The sequence below is a fragment of the Pseudomonas sp. Q1-7 genome (assembly GCF_028010285.1).
Classification (GTDB): Bacteria; Pseudomonadota; Gammaproteobacteria; order Pseudomonadales; family Pseudomonadaceae; genus Metapseudomonas.
On the sequence record NZ_CP116304.1, the window covers coordinates 2,886,185 to 2,905,450 of the forward strand.

At 64.6% G+C, this 19,266-nt stretch carries 16 protein-coding genes and 1 pseudogene; 7 read left to right on the plus strand and 10 right to left on the minus strand.

The features are described 5' to 3' along the window. Nucleotides 1-102: 102 nt before the first annotated feature. Together PJW05_RS13240 and PJW05_RS13245 are read right to left on the minus strand one after the other, a co-directional pair. Nucleotides 103-1,410, minus strand: coding sequence for a sensor histidine kinase (locus PJW05_RS13240; RefSeq protein ID WP_271412220.1), 1,308 nt, complete (start codon nucleotides 1,408-1,410; stop codon nucleotides 103-105). Continuing rightward, on the minus strand, nucleotides 1,410-2,150 hold the full coding sequence (locus PJW05_RS13245) for a response regulator (protein ID WP_271412152.1): 741 nt from the start codon (nucleotides 2,148-2,150) through the stop codon (nucleotides 1,410-1,412). Before PJW05_RS13245 ends, PJW05_RS13240 begins: the two co-directional genes overlap by 1 nt. 273 nt (nucleotides 2,151-2,423) lie before the next feature. Here PJW05_RS13245 and PJW05_RS13250 point away from each other — a divergent pair, with 273 nt between their 5' ends. Both PJW05_RS13250 and PJW05_RS13255 read left to right on the plus strand, forming a co-directional pair. After that, entirely contained in the window at nucleotides 2,424-2,690 is a 267-nt protein-coding gene (locus PJW05_RS13250) for a DUF2790 domain-containing protein (protein ID WP_271412153.1), read from the plus strand. A 97-nt stretch (nucleotides 2,691-2,787) separates the two neighbouring features. Next, nucleotides 2,788-4,017 carry a cytochrome c biogenesis protein DipZ gene (locus PJW05_RS13255; protein ID WP_271412154.1) on the plus strand — a complete coding sequence of 410 codons (1,230 nt, stop codon included), beginning with the start codon at nucleotides 2,788-2,790 and terminating at the stop codon, nucleotides 4,015-4,017. A gap of 58 nt (nucleotides 4,018-4,075) precedes the next feature. Here the strand turns inward: PJW05_RS13255 and PJW05_RS13260 are convergent, their stop codons facing one another. Next, a complete protein-coding gene (locus PJW05_RS13260) occupies nucleotides 4,076-4,807 on the minus strand; it encodes an SDR family NAD(P)-dependent oxidoreductase (RefSeq protein ID WP_271412155.1) in 732 nt (243 codons plus the stop codon). Nucleotides 4,808-5,063: 256 nt separating this feature from the next. After that, entirely contained in the window at nucleotides 5,064-5,270 is a 207-nt protein-coding gene (locus PJW05_RS13265; protein ID WP_271407487.1) for a tautomerase family protein, read from the minus strand. A gap of 259 nt (nucleotides 5,271-5,529) precedes the next feature. On the opposite strand from PJW05_RS13265, the gene PJW05_RS13270 reads away from it, so the two are divergent. From PJW05_RS13270 to nahK, 5 genes are all read left to right on the plus strand, one after another. Continuing rightward, entirely contained in the window at nucleotides 5,530-6,450 is a 921-nt protein-coding gene (locus PJW05_RS13270) for a LysR family transcriptional regulator (RefSeq protein ID WP_271407488.1), read from the plus strand. A 126-nt stretch (nucleotides 6,451-6,576) separates the two neighbouring features. Then, the gene (gene pqqF, locus PJW05_RS13275) at nucleotides 6,577-9,051 is read left to right on the plus strand and encodes a pyrroloquinoline quinone biosynthesis protein PqqF (RefSeq protein WP_271407489.1); all 2,475 of its coding nucleotides are present in this window, start codon (nucleotides 6,577-6,579) and stop codon (nucleotides 9,049-9,051) included. Between the two features lie 246 nt (nucleotides 9,052-9,297). After that, nucleotides 9,298-10,476 carry a porin gene (locus tag PJW05_RS13280; RefSeq protein ID WP_271407490.1) on the plus strand — a complete coding sequence of 393 codons (1,179 nt, stop codon included), beginning with the start codon at nucleotides 9,298-9,300 and terminating at the stop codon, nucleotides 10,474-10,476. 254 nt (nucleotides 10,477-10,730) lie between these two features. Next, nucleotides 10,731-11,897, plus strand: a complete 1,167-nt coding sequence (gene nosP, locus PJW05_RS13285) for a nitric oxide-sensing protein NosP (protein ID WP_271412221.1) — start codon at nucleotides 10,731-10,733, stop codon at nucleotides 11,895-11,897. Beyond that, nucleotides 11,827-14,454 (plus strand): hybrid sensor histidine kinase/response regulator NahK/ErcS', encoded by a 2,628-nt coding sequence (gene nahK, locus PJW05_RS13290; RefSeq protein WP_271407491.1) that lies wholly within the window; start codon nucleotides 11,827-11,829, stop codon nucleotides 14,452-14,454. Before nosP ends, nahK begins: the two co-directional genes overlap by 71 nt. Nucleotides 14,455-14,476: 22 nt before the next feature. Here nahK and PJW05_RS13295 read toward each other — a convergent pair. The 6 genes and pseudogenes from PJW05_RS13295 to PJW05_RS13320 all read right to left on the minus strand — a co-directional run bounded on the left by PJW05_RS13295 (nucleotide 14,477) and on the right by PJW05_RS13320 (nucleotide 19,247). Further along, nucleotides 14,477-15,333: pseudogene (locus tag PJW05_RS13295) on the minus strand (EamA family transporter). A 27-nt stretch (nucleotides 15,334-15,360) separates the two neighbouring features. Continuing rightward, nucleotides 15,361-16,023 carry a response regulator transcription factor gene (locus PJW05_RS13300; RefSeq protein WP_271407492.1) on the minus strand — a complete coding sequence of 221 codons (663 nt, stop codon included), beginning with the start codon at nucleotides 16,021-16,023 and terminating at the stop codon, nucleotides 15,361-15,363. A gap of 23 nt (nucleotides 16,024-16,046) precedes the next feature. Then, nucleotides 16,047-16,610 (minus strand): PQQ-dependent catabolism-associated CXXCW motif protein, encoded by a 564-nt coding sequence (locus PJW05_RS13305; protein ID WP_271407493.1) that lies wholly within the window; start codon nucleotides 16,608-16,610, stop codon nucleotides 16,047-16,049. Nucleotides 16,611-16,726: 116 nt separating this feature from the next. Beyond that, entirely contained in the window at nucleotides 16,727-17,518 is a 792-nt protein-coding gene (locus PJW05_RS13310; RefSeq protein ID WP_442969255.1) for an ABC transporter permease, read from the minus strand. Next, a complete protein-coding gene (locus PJW05_RS13315) occupies nucleotides 17,515-18,282 on the minus strand; it encodes an ABC transporter ATP-binding protein (RefSeq protein ID WP_271407495.1) in 768 nt (255 codons plus the stop codon). The genes PJW05_RS13310 and PJW05_RS13315 overlap by 4 nt, the downstream gene beginning before the upstream one ends. Further along, entirely contained in the window at nucleotides 18,279-19,247 is a 969-nt protein-coding gene (locus PJW05_RS13320) for a YVTN family beta-propeller repeat protein (RefSeq protein WP_271407496.1), read from the minus strand. Before PJW05_RS13320 ends, PJW05_RS13315 begins: the two co-directional genes overlap by 4 nt. Nucleotides 19,248-19,266: the final 19 nt, after the last annotated feature.

A 19,266-nucleotide genomic window follows, 5' to 3' on the forward strand; every position in this document is an offset into this window, starting at 1 on the left:
CGGTCGGCGGGATGCCGGCGCTGCTCATGTGCCCATGCTGACAAGGGGGCTTGTCCCGGATGTGTCCGCCGAAGGCCGCCATGTATCGCTGTGTACAGAGCCTCAGGTCGCGCCGCCGAGGTCCAGTTGTGCGCAGAGGCCGCCGCCGTCACGGTTGGCGAGGGTCAGGCGGGCGCCCAGGGCCTGGCTCAATTGCAGGGCGATGGCCAACCCGAGGCCGGTGCCACCGGTGCTGCGGTTGCGTGAGCTCTCCACCCGGTAGAACGGTTTGAACACGTCCTGCAGTTCCGCCTCGGCGATGCCCGGCCCGTTGTCCAGTACCTGCACCTGTACATGGCCCAGTGCGTCGCGGTGCACGTCCAGTTGGGCGTTGCCGCCAAATTTCAGGGCATTGTCGATCAGGTTGCTCAGTACCCGTCGCAGGGCATGAGGGCGGGTTTCCAGCAGCATTCCGCTGGCCCCGGCGAGGCTCACGGCCTGGCCGCTGTCCTGGTAATCGCAGACCAGGCTGTCGAGGAAGGCATCGAGGTCGATGCGGCACAGGGGCTCGCTGGCGCCGTCCATGCTGCGTGCATAGGCGACGCCTTCACGCACCAGGTGCTGCATTTCGTTCAGGTCGCTCCAGAGCTTGTCGCGCTCCTGCGAACCCTCCATCTGCTCGACACGCAGCTTCATGCGCGTGATGGGGGTCTGCAGGTCGTGGGAAATGGCGGCCAGCAACTGCATGCGCTCTTTCAGGTAAGCGCCGATGCGCCCCTGCAGCGCATTGAGCGCGCGCGCGGCATAGGCCACTTCCTGGGGGCCGCGTTCGTCCAGCAGCGGGCCCGAGGCGTCCGGGTCGAGGTGGTCGACGGCCTGGGCCAGGCGGGTCAACGGACGGATCGCCATGCGCACCGCAAGCCAGGTGCAGACCAGCAGCAGCGCCAATTGCAGGATCAGCACAACGGGCAGCCATTGGGCGACTGGAATGGGGCCGGGGGTGACGTCGATGGTCAGTGGTCGGCCATCGTTCAGTACCAGGTGGGCCTGGAAATGCGGGTGCGGGCCGGGAATGTTTTCGAAGCGCAGCGCGTAGCGCTGGCCAATGGCGCGCTCGATGGAGGTCACTGCCATCGGGGCCTGGGCCATGTCCATCGGCTTGCCGGGCAGGCCTTCGTCCAGTCGATAGCGGTAGTTGCGCCGTTCCAGGAGCGAAAGCCACCGGCTGCGCTCCTCCGCCGGCAGGCGGTCGATCAGTGCCACGGCGGTGCTCACGTCGTGCTCCAGGTTGCCGAGCATCACATTGCGCCCGGTCTGGTAGCGCTCGTAGAACTGTGAAGCGAACGACAATCCATAGGCCAGCAGCAGCCCGCCGAGGAAGATCAGCGCGAGGCGCGCGGCCAGGGTGCGTGGCCAGCGGGACAGGGCCATCACGCAGTGGGCTCGATCAGTTGCACGGGCAAGGAGAAGACGTAGCCCTCGCTGCGAACGGTCTTGATATAGGCCGACTCGCGGGCGTCGTCCTGCAAGCGTTGCCGCAGGCGGCTGACCAGCAGGTCGATGGAGCGGTCGAACACGTCCGCCTCGCGGCCCTGGGTGAGGTTGAGCAATTGCTCGCGACTGAGGACCCGCTGCGGATGATCCAGAAACACCCGCAACAGGCGATATTCGGCTCCGCTCAGGGCAACCAGGGTGCCCTCGGCGTCCAGCAGGTGACGGGCGGTGGTGTCCAGGCGCCACTTGCCGAAGCCGATCAGCCGGCTGCTCTCGGTAATCTGCAGGTTCGGCGGCAGCATGCGCGTGCGGCGCAGCACGGCGTTGATCCGCGCCAGCAGCTCGCGGGCCGAGAAGGGCTTGGTGAGGTAGTCGTCAGCGCCCATCTCCAGGCCGATGATGCGGTCGGTTTCCTCGTTGCGCGCGGTAAGCATCAGCACCGGCGTCGCTTTGTGCCGGCCCACCCGTAGCTCGCGGCACAGGCGCAGCCCATCGTCGCCGGGCATCATGATGTCGAGGACGATCAGGTCCACCACGTTGGCGTCGAGGAACGCCCGCATCTGCCGGCCGTCTGCCGCCAGGCTCACGCGCAGGCCGTTCTTCTTCAGGTAGTTGCCCACCAGCTCGCGGATTTCCCGGTCGTCGTCGACGATCAGGATGTGATCGACATGCTCCATGGAAAGACCTCGTTCAGCTCGATGGGGGCCAGTGTATCGGCCCTGGCGGCGCTTGCCTTGCGCGCTTTGTATTCCAGTGTATCCGCCGCCGCCCAGATACCTGCGCTTGCACAAGGCCCTGCGTATCCCTGTGTATCCACGGGCGTTGCCGATACCTGACGGCGCAATGTCCGCTGGCGCCGGACACATCGAAGATACCCCCCGGCGATGGAATAGGCCCTGACGGATGCGGTGCTTGATCCGCTCCCCTTACTCATCGGTCAGGAGATCAGCATGAAGTTCATGTCCCTGGGTGCCGCCTGCCTGCTGGCGGCTACTTTCAATGTTGTCAGTGCCGTGGCGCACGCCGCCGAGAGCGCTCCCCCCGAGCGCTACCACTATGGCATGCACCTGGATGTAAAGAAGGTTATCGCGGTCCATGAGGAACCGTCCGTGCTGTGCCAGGTAGTCGATGCGCGCATGGACTACCTGGATTCCAGCGGCCAGCTGCGCAGCCTGGAGTACCGCAAGCACGCCGATGTGTGCAGCAACGAAAATTGAACGGTGTGAATCGCGTCCGCTGGCCCGGAACCCTGCGGTTCATGCAGCCGAAAAGCGGTGGGCGCGCCGCCAACGTCATTTGCCATCGAGGTGCCTCATGCTGCTCGTAGCCTTTCTTGGTGGGGTGCTGACCCTGTTCAGTCCCTGCGTTCTTCCTGTCTTGCCGCTGTTGTTCTCCCGGGCGGGAGGTCCCACCTGGTCGCCCTTGCTGACCCTGGCAGGCCTGGCGTCCGGCTTTGCCGTCCTGGCGAGCCTGGCGGTGGTTTCCAGTGAATGGGTGATCCACGCCAGCGAGTGGGGGCGCGACCTGGCCCTGGTGCTGCTGGGCGTTTCGGCCGTAGCGCTGCTTTCCAGTCGATTCGGTACCTGGGTGTCGCGCCCCTGGCTCTGGATGGGCAATCGGCTGCACGGCGATGCCCGGCGCCTGCCACCGGCGCTTTCCGCCTGGCTGATGGGCTTCGCCGCGGGCCTGCTGTGGGCGCCTTGCGCAGGTCCGATCCTGGGGCTGATCCTGTCCGGTGCCATGCTCAACGGCCCCAGTGTCTCCACCAGTGTGTTGCTGATGAGTTTCGGCCTCGGCAGTGCCCTGGCGATGGGCGCCCTGATCTTCCTTGGGCGCGGCGCCTTCCAGCGGGCGAAACTGTCGCTGCGTGCGGTGGAATGGCTGCGGCGTGGCGCTGGCGCCCTGGCGTTGGTGGCGCTGGTGGGGATTGCCAGCGGAACCAGCAATCAGTTGGCGGCGCTGGGGTCGTCACGCCTGTCTGCCGAACTGGAGCGCAAGGTGATCGAGGGCGTTCCCGTCCTGCTGGAGAAGCTGGTGAGCAGTGCCCGCGCAGACAGCATCGAGCAACTGCCGGACCTCGGGGCGATGCCGTCGCTGGATGGCGCCACCCTGTGGCTCAACGGCCCGTCGCTGACCAACGAGCAACTGCGTGGCAAGGTGGTGCTGGTGGACTTCTGGACCTTTGACTGCATCAACTGTCGCAACAGCTTGCCCTACGTGAACCAATGGGCAGAGCGCTACGCCGACCAGGGTCTGGTGGTGATTGGCGTGCATACGCCCGAGTACCCCTTCGAACGGATCATCGACAACGTGCGCGAGGCGACCGTACGCCTGGGCGTCAAGCATCCGGTGGCGGTCGACAACCAGTACCGTATCTGGAATGCGTTCACCAACCAGTATTGGCCGGCGCACTACTTCATCGATGCCAACGGCCGTGTCCGTCACCTGCATATCGGTGAGGGTGATTACGAAGAGCAGGAGGCCATCATCCAGAAGCTGCTGCAGGAGCGGACGGCGGCGGAGAAGGAGGGGAGTGCCACCTGATCGTCTGGCGGCTTGGCAAGATCAAGGGGAGGCCATGCCTCCCCTTGGGTCTACGCCATTACCACTTGCCGGTGCTCATGCCACCGTCCACGGCCAGGACCACGCCGGTCGTGAAGTTGGCGCGGGCCAGATAGAGCACGGCGTCGGCGATTTCCTCGATGGTACCGACCCGGCCGGACGGTGCCAGATTATTCAGGAACTCACGGGCCGCCGGATCGTGCATGGGCGTGTCGATGATGCCAGGGGCCACGGCATTGACCTGGATGTTGTGCGGCGACAGTTCCAGGGCCAGGGCTCGGGTCATCTGGTTGATGCCGCCCTTGATCAGGACCGGCAGCGCGGCCGGGACGCTGATGTTCGGCTGCAGCGCCACCGCCGCGGAAATGTTGATAATGTGGCCGCCACCACGCTGCTGCATGTGCGCGGCTGCCACCTGGGAGCTGTAGACGACACCCTTGAGGTTGGTGTCCAGCAGCGCTTCCAGGTCCTGCGGGCTGTATTCGATGAAGGGCTTGGGCAGGAAGAAACCGGCGTTGTTCACCAGCACCTCAACGCTGCCGAAGGCTTCGATGGCGGCATCGAACACCTGGCGCGCGGTGGCCGGATCGGCCACATCGCCGGCCACGCCAAGGAATTTGGCCGGCTGTCCCAGGCTGGCGGCGGCTTCCTCCAGGCGCTCGATGGAGCGGGCGGTGCCGACGACGTTGTAACCCTGTTCGATGAAGGCCCTGGCCAGGCCCAGGCCGATACCGCTGGATGCTCCGGTGATGACGACGGTCTTGTTGCTCATGATCTGTTCCTCGCAGTGGATGTTGAGGGCGGCGGTTCGGTTAAGAGGGGGGATTCCGCCCTTGGGAATCACTTTATTCACGATGTCTGAGTTTATAAATGTGTCTTGACTTGTTTGAGTTGATACCTGGTGTAATCAATCGTTGCCAGCCGAGGGAGGAAACGAAGAGGCCCGGAGCGGCCGGGGGCCAGGACAGTGGACGTCGTTGCGGTTGCCCACCCGGCACCGTGCCGGGTGGGAACTGGCCGGAGTGACGTCAGCCAGGCTGATTCTTGCGGTACTCGGTGGTGGTCATTCCGGCGTAGCCCCAGTTATCGGTGTCCACTTCCTCGATCACGATGTGCGTGAGGTCAGGGCGCTTGCCCAGTACGCGCTGCAGGGTGTCGGTGATCTCGGCGATGACCTGGGCCTTCTGTTCCCGGGTCACGCCATCACGGGTGATACGAACGCTAACGAACGGCATCTTGAGCCTCCTTGGAGGATTGGTTATTGGTACCAGGGCAGCGGGACGACCCCACCCTTGGTCCGGTTTGCCCCCACATGAACCTGTACCGGCTGCTCGGGCGGAAGTGCCGAGATCACGTTGGCACCTGGCGCGACGCTGTACTGCACACAGGTCCCGGAAGATCCGGAGTCGATGGGGGCGGTCGAACTATATTTGTGCGGGTTCGGTGGATAAATGTAGGCTCGGATACTTCAGTTGATACTTGGTGTAATGAGTCGTGAAACGCCACTTCGATGACATTCAATTGGGCAGTATCGAACTTTTCTGCCTGGCAGCGGAGGAGGGCAGCTTCACGGCTGCGGCGCTTTCGGCAGGGGTGACACCGGCGGCCGTGAGCCGGTCGATTTCGCGGCTGGAGGAACGCCTTGGCACGCGCTTGTTCGTGAGGACGACACGCAACATCCGACTCACGGAAAACGGCCGTACCTATTTCGAGCAGAGCCGCCAGGCGCTGACCCAACTGGTGGAAGCCGAGCGCGAAGTAATGGGCAAGCAGCTCGAACCCACGGGCGTACTGCGCATCAGCATTCCCACGACCTATGGCCACTATCGCATCCTCCCGCTGCTGTCGCGCTTCCGCGAGCGCCATCCCGGCGTGAAGATCGACATCCATCTGAGCAACCGCAATATCGACTTCGTAGGGGAGGGCTACGACTTGGCGATCCGCGTGCGCGCCCAGCCCGACTCGACACTGATCGCCCGGCACCTCGAAGACGCGGCGCTGGTGGTGGTCGCCACGCCGGAGTACCTGGCGAAGGCGGGCACGCCCACCACCCTGGACGATCTGGAGAGGCACGACTGCATCCAGTTCGAGCTGCCCAGCAGTGGCCGCCGTATCTCCTGGCTTTTCACCGAGGACGGCAAGGAGCGGGAGATCTTCGCCAGCGGCAACTACTGCTGCTCGGACGATGTCCTTGGCGGTGTGACCCTGGCCAAGCATGACGCCGGCCTGTTCCAGACCTACCGCTTCATCGTCGAGCGGGAACTTGAAGAGGGCTCGCTGGTGGAAGTCCTGCAAGCGTTCGGCGGCCGCTCGCGGCCGTATACGCTGCTGTACCCGCACGGTCGTCATGTCCCGTTGCGCCTGCGCGCCTTCATTGACTTCCTGATGGAGTGCAAGCGGGAGTGGAACGGTTGAGCGTCAGGGCGGGCAACTGCTACGAACGTACCGCGCCACTCGTGAAAAATTAAGTCCAAAGCAGCATTGCCTCACCGTTGGACGCTGTTGAAGCTATGGCTGTATTCCGCGGCTATCCGGCGCGCCATGTCTTCTTCGATCAACGCCCCCAGAGCGCCATCCCCTGTGGACTTGCGTCTCCCCAACGGTCTGCGAGTTCGCCTGCTGCGACGGCCAGGGGCCACGGCGGCGGCGGCGGTAGAAGTAAGTGCCGGCAGCCACGATGAACCGGCCGAGTATCCGGGATTGGCGCACTTCGTCGAGCACGTGGTCTTTCTCGGCAGCCGGGATTTTCCTCCCGGCGAGGGACTGATTCCCTTCGTCCAGGGCCTGGGAGGCCGGGTCAACGCCAGCACGCGCGCGCGCAGCACGCGGTTCTTCTGCGAAGTGCCGGCGCAGCGTCTGGAGGGCGCCCTGGCACGGCTCCTGGACATGCTCGCCACCCCCTTGCTGGAAAGTGAAGCCGCGCGGCGCGAGCGCGAAGTGCTGGAGGCCGAGTACCGTGCTCGTGCGCAGGACCCGCAGACGCTGTGCGAAGCCGCCCTGGCCTGGGCCTTGGCACCTGGCCATCCGCTGGCCGACTTCCATGCCGGCAACGCCGGCAGCTTGCGGCTGGATACGGATGACTTCTTCCCGGCCCTCAGGCATTTCCATCGGAGCCAGTACCACGCGCGGAACATGCGCTTGAGCCTGGTAGCCCCGCAACCTCTGGATGAGCTGCGGGAGTTGGCGCAGCGCCTGGGTAGCCAACTGCCGAAAGGCGAGACACTGCCGAAGTCCGTCCTCCCGCCCATGCAGCCTCTTCGCGCGGGCAGGATCAGGCTCGGGGTTCCGGGCGGTCGCGAGCGACTACTGTTGGCCTTCGTGCTGGAAGGAAAGGCGCAGGACTTGAGCGCCGCATTGGTCTTCCTTGAACTCCTCATCGCCAATGGTTCCACCGGTGGCCTGCACGCATGGCTGGCATCCCTCGCGCTGTGCGATGCCATACGGCTGTCCCTGCCCTATGCCGACGGCGGGCAGGGGTTGCTGTCGATGGCGTTCGACCTGGTGGTCGGGGCCGATTGCGCCCGGCTGGAAGCAGAGGTCCTGGATTGGCTGGCCTTCCTCCGCGCAGCGTCGCCGTGGCCCGGACTTTGGGAAGAGAGCCTCGGGATTCTGCGGCGCAAGGCGGTGCTGCAGGCGCCGCTGGAGACGGCCCTCGCGGCGCCATTGCCCACGAAAGCGGGCGTCCGGACCCTCCTCGAACAGCTGCGCCCGGAACGCCTGATACGCCTGGAAACCTGCGATTTGCTCGGGCCGCCCACGGTGATTTCGGCCGGCTTTCCGCTGTGCCTGGAACGGCTCGAGGCGCCGCCTGCAACCAAGGCCGCCGGGGAATGGCGCTTACCCCCTGCGAACCCTTACCTGCATCCCACCAGGGTGTCATCCGCGATAGTGTCGCCATTGCCATTTCCACGGCTTCCCGGCCTTGCCGGCCTTGCCGGCGCTCACGAAGATGGAGCCCTGTTCCTGCGCTGGCTACCGGGGCGGGGCGGAATGCCCCGTGGCCTGGCCCATGGGCTGCAACGAGCCCTGCGCCCGGTGCTCGGGGCTGCGGTACAGGCCGGCGTAAACGGGAGCTTTCAGGCCGAGCACGGTTGCCTGGCGTTAACGCTGCAGGGCAACGCGGCGCTGGTGGGCAAGGTCGCGGGGGATCTGCTGCACTGCCTGCAGGCCCCCGCGCTCCCGGACCTGGCCCAGGGACCGCGCCTGCAGCAGGAGGAGCAGCGTCGTGCCGCCGGCGAACTGCCGATCCGGCGGCTGCTGCAAAGCCTGCCCGGCTTTCTGGATGCCCCGATGCAGGTGGCGCCTGCCGTGCTCGACACGGCAGGGCTGGCGCAATTCTGGCTGCAGGCATGTTGGCAAGGCCTCGGCGTTGGCGAGGTGGCGGTGGAGGCCGAGCTTCCGGGCTTGTCGACTCCGATCCAGGTTCCGGTGGAGAAGGGCGGGCGGGTCTGGCAGCGGTTGGCACTGCCTGGCAGTGAAGCGTCGCTGCTGCTCTTTTATCCGCTGCACCATCCCTCGGCCGAGGACGAGGCTTGCTGGCGCCTGCTGGGCTGTTGCCTGGAGCCGGCTTTCCATCAGCGTCTGCGCGGTGAGTTGCAGTTGGGCTACGCCCTGGCTTGCGGCTTCCGTCAGTTCGGACCACACCGTGGCCTGCTGTTCGCAGTGCAGTCACCGCGCACCTCCGTGGCGGGACTCGTCGACGCGGTGGATGGGTTTCTCGCGCGCCAACAGGACACCCTGTTGCGGCTCGGCGAGGGGCGCCTGCAAGGGCTGATCAGCGATCTGGATCAGCAAATGCGGCAGCAGGCCGTGAGCTTTTCCGAGTATGCGCGGCAATGCTGGTGGGACCGTCTCGCGGGCCTGCCGCAAGGCCATGCCGGCAGGGTGCGAGACGCCCTCGCCACGTTGCACCCGGCCCAGTTGCGGGACCAGCATCAATGCCTGGTCGCCGGCCTGTCCTGCCTGGCGTTGGCCAATGCCGAAGCACCTTCGCCAAGCTGGCAAACCCCTGCCTGATCCCACTCCATCTGACCCCTTCGAGATGATCCTTTCCGGTTTCGTCTCGTGGTGCCCGCGTCTCCGACCTGTGGTCTACGACTTCGGTCCAGGCCGGTCGTAAGCCTTTTCGGCGCGGCGATCCTGCCCTGGCCAAAGCAGTGACAAAACCCTGCCAAGGCAGCGTATTTCGGCCTCGCCGGCATTTCGATAATCGCCTCCGACACGACTGACCTAAGCGGTCGTCCAACCACAGTGGAGAGCGCCATGAACAACAAGAAGATCGCCCAAGCCCGAACGTCCCGTCTTGCCCTGGCCGCGGCGGTTGCCCTGGCTGGCCAGCAGGCCGCTGCCGAGATCGTCCTCTACGACAAGGACCAGACGACCTTCTCCACCGACGGCTACGTCAACGCCTTTTACGTCAACAGCGATGTGGACCGCGACGGCGAACAGTTCGACCGCCGTCAGTCGCGAGTGAAGATGGGCTTCCTGCCCAACTGGATCGGCTTCAACATGGGCAAGCAGGTGGACGATCTCAAGCTCGGGGCACGCTCATCCTTTTGGGTCACCATCAACGATAGCGAAACCAACGGGACCGCCACTGCCATCGATGTTCGCCAGTTCTATGGCACGGCCGGGGGCGACTGGGGCGAAGTACTGGTGGGCAAGGATTTCGGTCTGTTCGCACGCTCCAACATCCTGCTCGATGAACTGCTGGCCGGTTATGGCCAGGTGAGCGATACCCTGGGTCTGGTGGACGGAGGCGGCGTGTCCTTCGGGAATATCGGCAGCGGGTATCCCTATCCTTTCCCGACGTCGCAGATCACCTACCGCAGCCCCAAGAGCGATGGCCTGCGCGCCGCCGTGGGCATCATGGACCCGGTGGACACCAATGACGACAGTCCGACCGGCAAGGCCTACCAGGAAAACCCGCGCTTCGAGTCGGAGGTCACTTACGAATTCGATCTGGCCGGCGCGCAGGTCTATTCCTGGGTCAATGGCGCCTACCAGACTTCGGAGAATACCGACCCCAGAGTCGACAGCGTGACCTCCAAGGGCCTGGGTTACGGCGTTCAGGCCAAGATGGGGGCCTTTACCGTGGTCGGCTCGGGCTTCCAGGCCAAGGGCATCAACCCGTTCTTCACCAACAACGCAGGTGAACCGACTCTGCGGGAAGTGGACAGCGACGGTTACCTGCTCCAAGGGTCCTACCGCTTCGGCAAGAACCGCCTGGCAGTGTCCTACGGCAAGACCAGGGACGACGGCAATGGCGTGGTCAACACGGGGGCCGACTACGAGACACGCGGCATCGCCCTGTTCCACGATATCAACGACAATCTCAAGCTCGTGGCCGAGTACAACCAATTCGAGATCGATGGCCATGAAGGCGATGCGCAGAACGAAGACACCGACTCCTTCGCCGTGGGCGCCGTGCTGACCTGGTAATCCCATCGCTCCAGATGCTCCGGTCTTGGCGGGAGAGGCGGCAGCCCTCCCGCTTTTTTTGATTCGGCGCCCGCATTCTCGATGCGGCCGCAGGGCTGGCCGGTTACTCCACCGTGAGGGCACTGTCCAGTGCGCGCAGCCAGGACAGCTCCTACCTTCGAACGAGTCCGCCGCTACCCAAGGAGGATGGGGAGCCGGCAATGAGGCCCGTAGAATCCCACTATCGAAAGCAGGCTCATTGGGTGGTGATCGGGATGCTCGACGAACCGGCAGAAGGCGTCGTTACCGCCATGTCCCTGGCCAGCGAGGCCGAGGCAGTGGCCCAGGACCTGGCGCGCCAGCTTATTCATCCGCACCTCGGCTTCGTGTTGTTCTTCTGCTCGGCCGAGTACGATCTGGAAGCGCTCGGCCAGGCCCTTGAGCAGTACTTCGGTGGAGTCCGTCTGGTGGGCTGCACAAGTGCCGGCGAGATCACTTCCCAAGGCTACGGCCGCAACTGCGTCAGTGCCGTGGGTTTCGACCACCGCAGCTTCTCCATCGCGAGCGCCCTGGTCGACGAAATGGACCGCTTCGGCCTGATCGACGCCCAGCAGCTGGTGGAGCGCCTGGTGCAGGATTGCCGCGTCAACTCCCTGGCTCCGATCAAGGACCACAGCTTTGCCCTGACCTTGCTGGACGGCCTATCCAGCCGCGAGGAAGTGGTACTCGCGGCCCTGGGCGCAGCATTCGGAAGCATCCCGCACTTCGGGGGATCGGCCGCAGACGACAATCACCTCAAGCACACCCATGTCTACTACGAGGGCTGTTTCCACACCGGTGCGGCGGTGGTGGTGCTGGTCAACACCGGCCTGGATTTCGAGGTATTCAGCACGCACCACATCCTCCCGCAAGCGGAAAAGCTTGTGGTCACCCGTGCCGACAATGCCAGTCGCCGGGTTTTCGAACTCAATGCCGAGCCGGCGGCGCAAATCTACGCACAACTCACCGGGGTTCCCCTGGAGCGATTGGATCATCGGGTATTCGCTGCCCACCCATTGGCGGTGCGCCTGGGCGACTCGTACTACGTGCGTTCCATCCAGCGGGTCAATCCCGACCTTAGCCTGAGTTTCTATTGCGCGGTGGAGAACGGCATCGTCCTCACCGCCATGCGTCCCGGCCCCATGCTGCCGAACCTGGAAGCGCTCTTCGCGCGCCTGGGCGAGCGGCTGGGCCCAGCGCTGCTGACTATCGGCTGCGACTGTTTCCTGCGTCGCCTGGAGCTGGAGGATGACCCGCAGGCGCTTGCGCTCACGTCCGAGGTCCTGCGCCGGCAGCGGGTGATTGGCTTCAACTCCTATGGAGAGCAGTTCAATGGCATGCACATCAACCAGACCTTCACCGGAGTCGCCATCGGACGCCGGAGTCGCAGCGGCGGCCGCTGAACAGCACGCACGCTTGGCGGCCCTGGAGGAGGAGAACCGCAAGCTCCGGCGGATCAATGCGGCACTCATCGAGCGAGTGGAGTCCGGAGCCTCTCGCCCCGACGACAGCTATGCGGCTTTCCAGCATTCGGTGGTGCTCGCCGAGCAGGTTCGCGAGCGCACTGACGCACTGAACCAGGCCATGGCCGAGCTCAAGGCCGGCAACCGGCTGTTGAGCGATGCCCGATTGCGGGCGGAAACTGCCCACCAGTACCTGATCGACGCCATCGAAAGCATCTCCGATGCCTTTGTACTGTTCGACCGCGAACAGCGCATCGTCCTCTTCAATAGCCGCTTCAAGTCCTTCTGGGCGCGAACCCGTGCGCGCATCGGCAGCGGTACGCGTTTGTCGGAGATCCGCCGCCTGGCCGAAAGCACCGGACTGATCGTCGAAGAACACCGTGGCAGTGACGACAACATCCTCTACCGGCTGCATGACGGCCGTTGGGTGCAGGTCAGCGAGCGGCCTACCCGCGAGGGTGGGCTGGTGATTCTCTACACCGATATCACCCAGGTGAAGCAGACCGAGAGCGACCGCCGCGAACAGGCCCTGGCGCAAAAGTCCAGGCTGCTGCAGCGTGCGGTGGACAACCTCTCGCAGGGCGTGGCCATGGTCAGCGTCGAGGGCATCCTCGAACTGTGGAACCACCGCTTCCTCGAACTCTGCGGCCTGGCTCCGGTGGAAGCGCATCGCCCCTTCGCCGGCGTCATGGCCGACAGCGAACTGCCGCTGCTCACCCCCGACACCCGCGATGCTGTCGGTCGCCCCATCCGCGAAATGGAAACGCGCCTGTGTAACGGCCGGGTGCTGGAGGTGCGTACTCATCCACTGCCCACCGGCGGCTTCGTCAACACCTTCACCGACATCACCGAACACTACCGTCATGCCGAGGCCCTGGCCGAAAGCGAGCGCTGGATTCGGCTGATCGCCGACCATGTTCCGGCGTTGATCGCCTACCTCAACGCCGACCTGGTCTACGAATTCACCAACAAGGTCTACGAGGAGTGGTACCGCTGGCCCCGTGGCGCCATGCTTGGCCAAAGGCTGCGCGAGGTGCACAGCGAAGAGCACTGTCGGCGTCTGGAACCCTATGTCGAGCGAGTATTGGCCGGAGAGAGCCTGTCCTTCGAGGTCAGCGAGACCAACCTCAACGGTCAGGAGCGCTGCATGCTGCGTTCATATGTACCGAACCGCCTGGCTAATGGAGAAGTGGTGGGGATATTCGTGCTGATCCGCGATATCACGGAACGCCGCCGCACCGCCGAGGCCCTGCATCAGGCCTATCAGAACCTGGAGCAGCGCGTGCGTGAGCGCACCGCCGAACTGACTTCGTTGAACAACCAACTGCGGCGTGAAATCGACGAACGCAGCCAGGTGGAGTTGCGTCTGCGCGAGGCCAAGTCCGAGGCCGAAAAAGCCAATCTGTCCAAGACCAAGTTCCTCGCTGCCGTCAGCCACGACCTGCTGCAACCCCTGAACGCCGCGCGGCTCTTCACCAGCGCCCTGCTCGAACAGCGCGACCAGGCGTGCAACCTGGCGCTGGTGCGCAATGTCAGCAACTCGCTGGAGGACGTGGAAAACCTCCTGGGCACCCTGGTGGACATCTCTAAGCTGGACGCCGGCGTGATCAAGCCGGACATTGCGTCCTTCGCAGTCAGCGAATTGCTCGACAACCTGGCCGTGGAATACCGCCAGATCGCTGCAAGCGAAGGCCTGCGCCTGGACTTCGTGCCAAGTTCCGCACTGGTGCGCAGCGACCAGCAGTTGCTTGCCCGCATCCTGCGCAACCTGCTGAGCAACGCCATTCGCTACACCCCGAGCGGCCGCATCCTGCTGGGCTGCCGACGCCAGCGACATAGTCTGTGGATCGAGGTGCACGACACCGGCATTGGCATAGCCCAAGACAAGCTCGATGAGATTTTCCTGGAATTCAAGCGTGGCGAGATGGTGCGCGAAAAGCCGGACCGTGGCTTGGGACTGGGCCTGGCCATCGTCGAGAAAATTGCCCGCATGCTCGGTCACCGCATTCGTGTTGCGTCGACCCTGGAGCGGGGCTCGCTGTTCGCCGTGGAGGTTCCCCTGGCCCGCCGCGTCCCCCGGTCGAGGCGGGTGCAGGACGAACCCCAGGCGGTGCTGGAGCGCCTGCAGGGCGCACGAGTCTGGGTGCTGGACAACGACGCGGCCATCTGTGCCGGCATGCGCACTTTGCTGGAAGGCTGGGGCTGCCGGGTCATCACCGCGCTCTCCGAGGAAGATCTGGCACGCCAGGTGGAGAACTTCCATGCCGAAGCCGACCTGCTGATCGCCGATTACCACCTGGACGACGGTTGCAACGGTGTGGATGCCGTCGCCGCCATTAACGCCCGACGCAGCACACCGCTACCCGCCCTGATGATTACCGCCAACTACAGCAACGAGTTGAAGCAACAGATGCGCGAACTGGGCCACACCCTGATGCACAAGCCCGTACGGCCCATGAAGCTGAAGACGGCGATGAGTCACTTGCTGGGGCAGTGAGGTCCGCGTCTGCCGCGGCGGGTCAGGCGCGCTGCGATACGGCCTGAAACTTCGCGCGCAAAACCAGGGCTATGCCACCCAGCACCGCCACCGACACCAGCGCCAGGCGAAGGCTGATGTCTTCGCCAAGTAGCAGGGCGCCCCCAGGGCGGCGATTACCGGGACGCTCAGTTGCACGCTGGCGGCCTGCAGGGCTCCGAGGCCGGGAAGCGCGCTGTACCAGATGGCGTAGCCGATACCAGAGGTCAGAGCGCCGGAAAGAAGGGCGTAGATGAGGCCCATCGGGTCAAGCCGCAGTTGGCCAATGAAGGGCACCAGGAGCAGCGAGGCAAAGGGCAGGGCGCGGATGAAGTTGCCGGCAGTGGCGGCCAGTGGCCTGCCGGCCTGGCGACCGAGCAGTGTGTAGGCGCCCCAGGCCAGGCCGGAGAGAAGCATCAGCAGTCCCCCGGCGAAAGGGGGCGCGCTGGCTCCAGGCAGCAGCAGGACCACCAGCCCGCCGGCGGCCAGGGCAAACCCCAGGAGCTGCTGTGGGTTCAGACGCTCGCCCCGTACCAGACCGACGACCACCATGCACAGTTGCACTGCACCGAACAGCAGCAAAGCTCCCGCGCCAGCGTCCAGTTGAAGGTAGGCGTAGGAGAAGGCCGCCGCATAGACGAACAGTGCCGCGGCTGCGCGCCAGTTGCCGGTCGCTGCCAGGGATGGGCGACGCAACCGCAAAAGCAACCAGAGCACCAGTGCGCCGGAGGCGATGCGGATGAAGGTGAAGCTCACCGCGTCTATGGCGGTCTCCTTCAGGGCGAGACGGCAGAGCAGAGAGTTTCCGGCGAAGGCCAGCATGGCGAGCGTCGTCAGCAGCAGGATGCGTGCGGCAGGCATGGGATTCCTCGGGGAGATGCCGGTCGTTCAACGGCGCAGGTAGGCCGTGAAATCGATATCGCTGGCCGAGAGGATGGCCTGCACCCGGTTGTGCACGTTGAGCTTGCGGAGGATGGCCGAGACGTGCGCCTTGACGGTGGTTTCGGCGATGTCGAGGTTGTAGGCGATCTGCTTGTTCGACTCGCCCTTGGTCATGCGCTCCAGTACGAGCAACTGCTTGCGGGTCAGGGCCTGCAAGAGCTCCGGCGGAATGCCGGCGTCTTCATGGCTGCGGCGCGGCGAGGTCTTCTGGGTGCGAATGATGTCCGACGGCAGGTACACGTTGCCGTTGAGAATCTGTTCGATGGCGTCGGTCATCTGCGCCCGTGGCGAGGACTTGGTGATGAAGCCCACCGCTCCGTAGGTAATGGCCTGCAGAACAACCTGTTTGTCTTGTTCGGCGGAGACGATGACCACCGGCACGGTGGGCGCCTCGTTGCGGAGATTGATCAGGCCGTTCAGGCCATGCATGCCGGGCATGTTCAGGTCGAGAAGGATGAGGTCCAGGTCATCGTGTTCCTGGGTCAGCGCCAGGGCGCTGTCCAGGTCGGCGGTCTCCATCACTTCGCTTTCCGGGAAGCCATCGCTGATGACGTTGTGGATGGCTTCGCGGAAGAGCGGGTGGTCATCGGCAATCAAGATCTTGTACACGGCCTTTCACCTCGTTGATTTCATTATGGTGCGGCATGCCCGGCGGGAAATTCGACGGGACGAGCGGGCAGCAACGGCAAGCCTGCCTGTGCCCACGCGTCGATGCCGTCACGGTACCAGTAGAGGTTGGTGTAGCCCAGCGTGGCGGCGCGTTTCACGGCGTTCCAGCTCAGCCAGCAATCGGAGCGGCAATAGAACACCAGCGGGCGGTCCCGGCGGCCCCCGGTGACCTTGTGCAGATTGTCGGTGAGGTAGGCCTGCCATGCGGGAGGCAGTTGGCCGTCACCGGTGTTGGCGAGCCAGAGGCTGGCGGGCAGGTTGGAATGGGGTTCGTCTTCGACGAATCGCCCGTGAAGCCATTGGCGGCGGTAGACGTCGATCAGCAGGGTGTCGGGGCGTTGCTTGAGCTGCGTCTGGAGCTGGGATGTGTCGAGGGTGTGGGCGAACGGAGCATGTTCGGGGGTTGGGCTCCGGTAGCGGCCCAGCCGATAGCCCTCGGTGGAGAACAACGGTGTTTCGCGTGCCTCGTCGGCAAAGACGGGCAGCACCAGCGCAAGGCAGGTCAGGCAGGTGAGAAGGCGCTTCATGGCGGGCTCTCTGTTCTTTTTATGAAGTCATTACAGGCCCATTCCGCTGCTTTTGGAATTCGACGTTGAGAGGGGAAAAGCAGTACCAAAGTCGTAGTGGGTGCCGGCCGGGCGACTCATCCCGCCTTGCGCAACGCCGCATGCTGGGGATTGAAGGTCAGCAGCGCGGCCACGGCGATCAGGATCGTCAGGCCTAGGCAGACGCTTGTCGCCAGGGCATCGAAGCGTTCGTAGAGGGCGAAACGAACCATCTCCACTGCATGGGTGAAGGGATTCAGCGCGCAGAGCCAATACAGCCATTCGCTGGCTTCGCGCATCTTCCACAGCGGGTAGAGCGCCGAGGAGAGGAAGAACAGTGGGAAGATCACGAAGTTCATGACCCCGGCGAAGCTCTCCAACTGACGGATGCCGTTGGACAACAACAGACCAAGGGCACTGAGGAACAGCGCGGCCAACAGCAGGGCGGGGAGTGCCACCAACAGCCCGAAGGCTGGCGGCTGCACCCCGTAAAGCCATGCGATGACGAGAAAGGCATAGACCTGCAGCAGGGACACCAGGGCCGTCGCGAGCAGCTTGGCCGCCAGCAGGAAAGCTCGCGGCAGCGGGCTGGTGAGCAGCAGGCGCATGCTGCCCATCTCGCGGTCATAGACCATCGACAGGGAGCCTTGCATGCCATTGAACAGGAGGATCATGCAGGCCAGGCCCGGGACTATGTAGGTCTCGTAGGTGATGTAGGTGTCGTAGGGCTCGATGATGGCAATGCCCAGGGCCGAACGAAAACCCGCGGCGAACACCAGCAGCCAGAGCAGTGGGCGCACCAGGGCGCTGAGGAAACGAGTGCGCTGCTGCACGAAGCGCAGCCACTCGCGCAGCAAGATGCCGCGAAGGCAGTACCAGTAGCGTGTCAGCATTGGGCGTCGCTCCGGAATCGCGGCATGGATGGGCAGTCGTGTATTCGTGCGGTCAGGCGTTCGAAGGCGCCGGCCAGTCCGCCTTCTTCCCGGGCAACCAGGTTGGCGGCTCTGTCATTGGCAATCAGCCGGCCCTGGTGCAGCAGTAGCAGGCGGTCCTGGGTGTGGACTTCGTCCAGAAGGTGCGTGGTCCAGAGCACCGCCATGCCCCGGTCGTGGCAAAGGCGGCGGACGTGGCGGTTGAGGTTGTCGCGGCTTGCCGGGTCCAGTCCGCTGGTGGCTTCGTCAAGCAGCAGCAAATGCGGTTCGTGGAGCAGGGCGCGGGCGATTTCCACGCGGCGCCGGTGGCCGCCATTGAGCAGGCGCACCTTGTCATGCCGGCGCAATTCCAGTTGCTGGCGTTCCAGTTCGCACTCGATGCGCTGTTCCGCCAGGCGTCTCGGCAAGCCGTGCAGGGCGGCGTGGTATCGCAGGTTCTGTTCGACCGAGAGGTCCAGGTCCAGGGTGCTCTGCTGGAACACCACGCCGAGCCGCGCCAGGGCGGCGCGCGGTTCACGGCGCAAGGAATGGCCGCAGACACTGACCTCGCCCCGTTGCAGATCGTAGAGGCGGGTGAGCAAGGCGATCAGAGTCGACTTGCCGGCGCCGTTAGGGCCGAGCAGGGCGGTGAAACTACCGGGTTCAAGGCGGAAGCCGACCTGCTCCAGGGCGCGGCGCGCTCCGTAGGTGAATCCCACGCCGGACAGTTCCAGGGCGCTCACGGGGTCACCACCACGCCCCAGGGGTAGCGGCCGACCTTGATCGACTTGCTCACCTTGCGCTCATCCACCTCGATCACCGACACGTCGCCACTGATGCCGTTGGTGGCCAGGAGCCGTTTCTCGTCCGGGGTGAAAGCCAGGTGCCAGACACGCCGGCCCACCAGCAGATAGTCGAGTACCTCGTATGTCTTCGCATCCACCACCGCGACGTGATTGGCCGGACCGAGAGCGACGAACGCGTAGTTGCCGTCGCGGGTCAGCTTGACGCCCACCGGTTGCACCTTGTCCGGGTGAACACCCTTGATCTGGAATTTCAAGACCTTCTGCACCTGGCGACTGGCCACGTCGACCACTGTTACCGTGCCGCCGATCTCGGCCGAGGCCCAGAGCAGCTTGCCGTCCTGGCTGAACTCCACATGGCGGGGGCGCTGGTCCACCAGGGTATTGTCCACCAGGCTCTGGGTGGCGCTATCGATCCAGTGCAGCATGTTGGTGGTTTCGCTGGTGTTCACCACCCACTTGCCGTCCGGGCTCACTGCCATGCCCTCCGGTTCGACGCCCACTTCCAGCTGGGCCAGCACCTGCTCGGTCTGGGTGTCCACCACAGTCACCAGGGCGTCGTCCTCGTTGGAGATGTACAACCAGCGGTCGTTGGGATGCAGGGCAAACTGCTCGGGGTCGGCGCCAGAGGGCAACTCCTTGACGATCTTGCGCGTGGCCAGGTCCATCACCTGCACGCTGTCCGAGTCGCTGGCGCAGATGTACAGCAGCTTGTTATCGCTGGACAGCGCGAGACCCCGGGGCCGTGCGCCCACGGGCAGGCTGGCGGTGACCTCCAGACTGTCCAGATCGATCACGCTGATACTGTCGTCCTTTTCATTGGACACATAGGCGGTGGCGGCCAGGGTCTGGCCGGCGAGGAGCAGCAGGGCGGAGCCGATGGCCGCGGCAAGGGGTGTGGGCATGATGGCGGTTGTCCTTCCT

Coding starts and splice junctions, on each gene's coding strand:
- PJW05_RS13255 (WP_271412154.1), top strand. CDS start 2,788: ATGCTGCTCGTAGCCTTTCTTGGTGGGGTGCTGACCCTGTTCAGTCCC.
- pqqF (WP_271407489.1), top strand. CDS start 6,577: ATGTCTTCTTCGATCAACGCCCCCAGAGCGCCATCCCCTGTGGACTTG.
- PJW05_RS13240 (WP_271412220.1), bottom strand. CDS start 1,410: ATGGCCCTGTCCCGCTGGCCACGCACCCTGGCCGCGCGCCTCGCGCTG.
- nahK (WP_271407491.1), top strand. CDS start 11,827: ATGGCATGCACATCAACCAGACCTTCACCGGAGTCGCCATCGGACGCC.
- PJW05_RS13250 (WP_271412153.1), top strand. CDS start 2,424: ATGAAGTTCATGTCCCTGGGTGCCGCCTGCCTGCTGGCGGCTACTTTC.
- PJW05_RS13320 (WP_271407496.1), bottom strand. CDS start 19,247: ATGCCCACACCCCTTGCCGCGGCCATCGGCTCCGCCCTGCTGCTCCTC.
- PJW05_RS13265 (WP_271407487.1), bottom strand. CDS start 5,270: ATGCCGTTCGTTAGCGTTCGTATCACCCGTGATGGCGTGACCCGGGAA.
- PJW05_RS13260 (WP_271412155.1), bottom strand. CDS start 4,807: ATGAGCAACAAGACCGTCGTCATCACCGGAGCATCCAGCGGTATCGGC.
- nosP (WP_271412221.1), top strand. CDS start 10,731: ATGCTCGACGAACCGGCAGAAGGCGTCGTTACCGCCATGTCCCTGGCC.
- PJW05_RS13305 (WP_271407493.1), bottom strand. CDS start 16,610: ATGAAGCGCCTTCTCACCTGCCTGACCTGCCTTGCGCTGGTGCTGCCC.
- PJW05_RS13245 (WP_271412152.1), bottom strand. CDS start 2,150: ATGGAGCATGTCGATCACATCCTGATCGTCGACGACGACCGGGAAATC.
- PJW05_RS13280 (WP_271407490.1), top strand. CDS start 9,298: ATGAACAACAAGAAGATCGCCCAAGCCCGAACGTCCCGTCTTGCCCTG.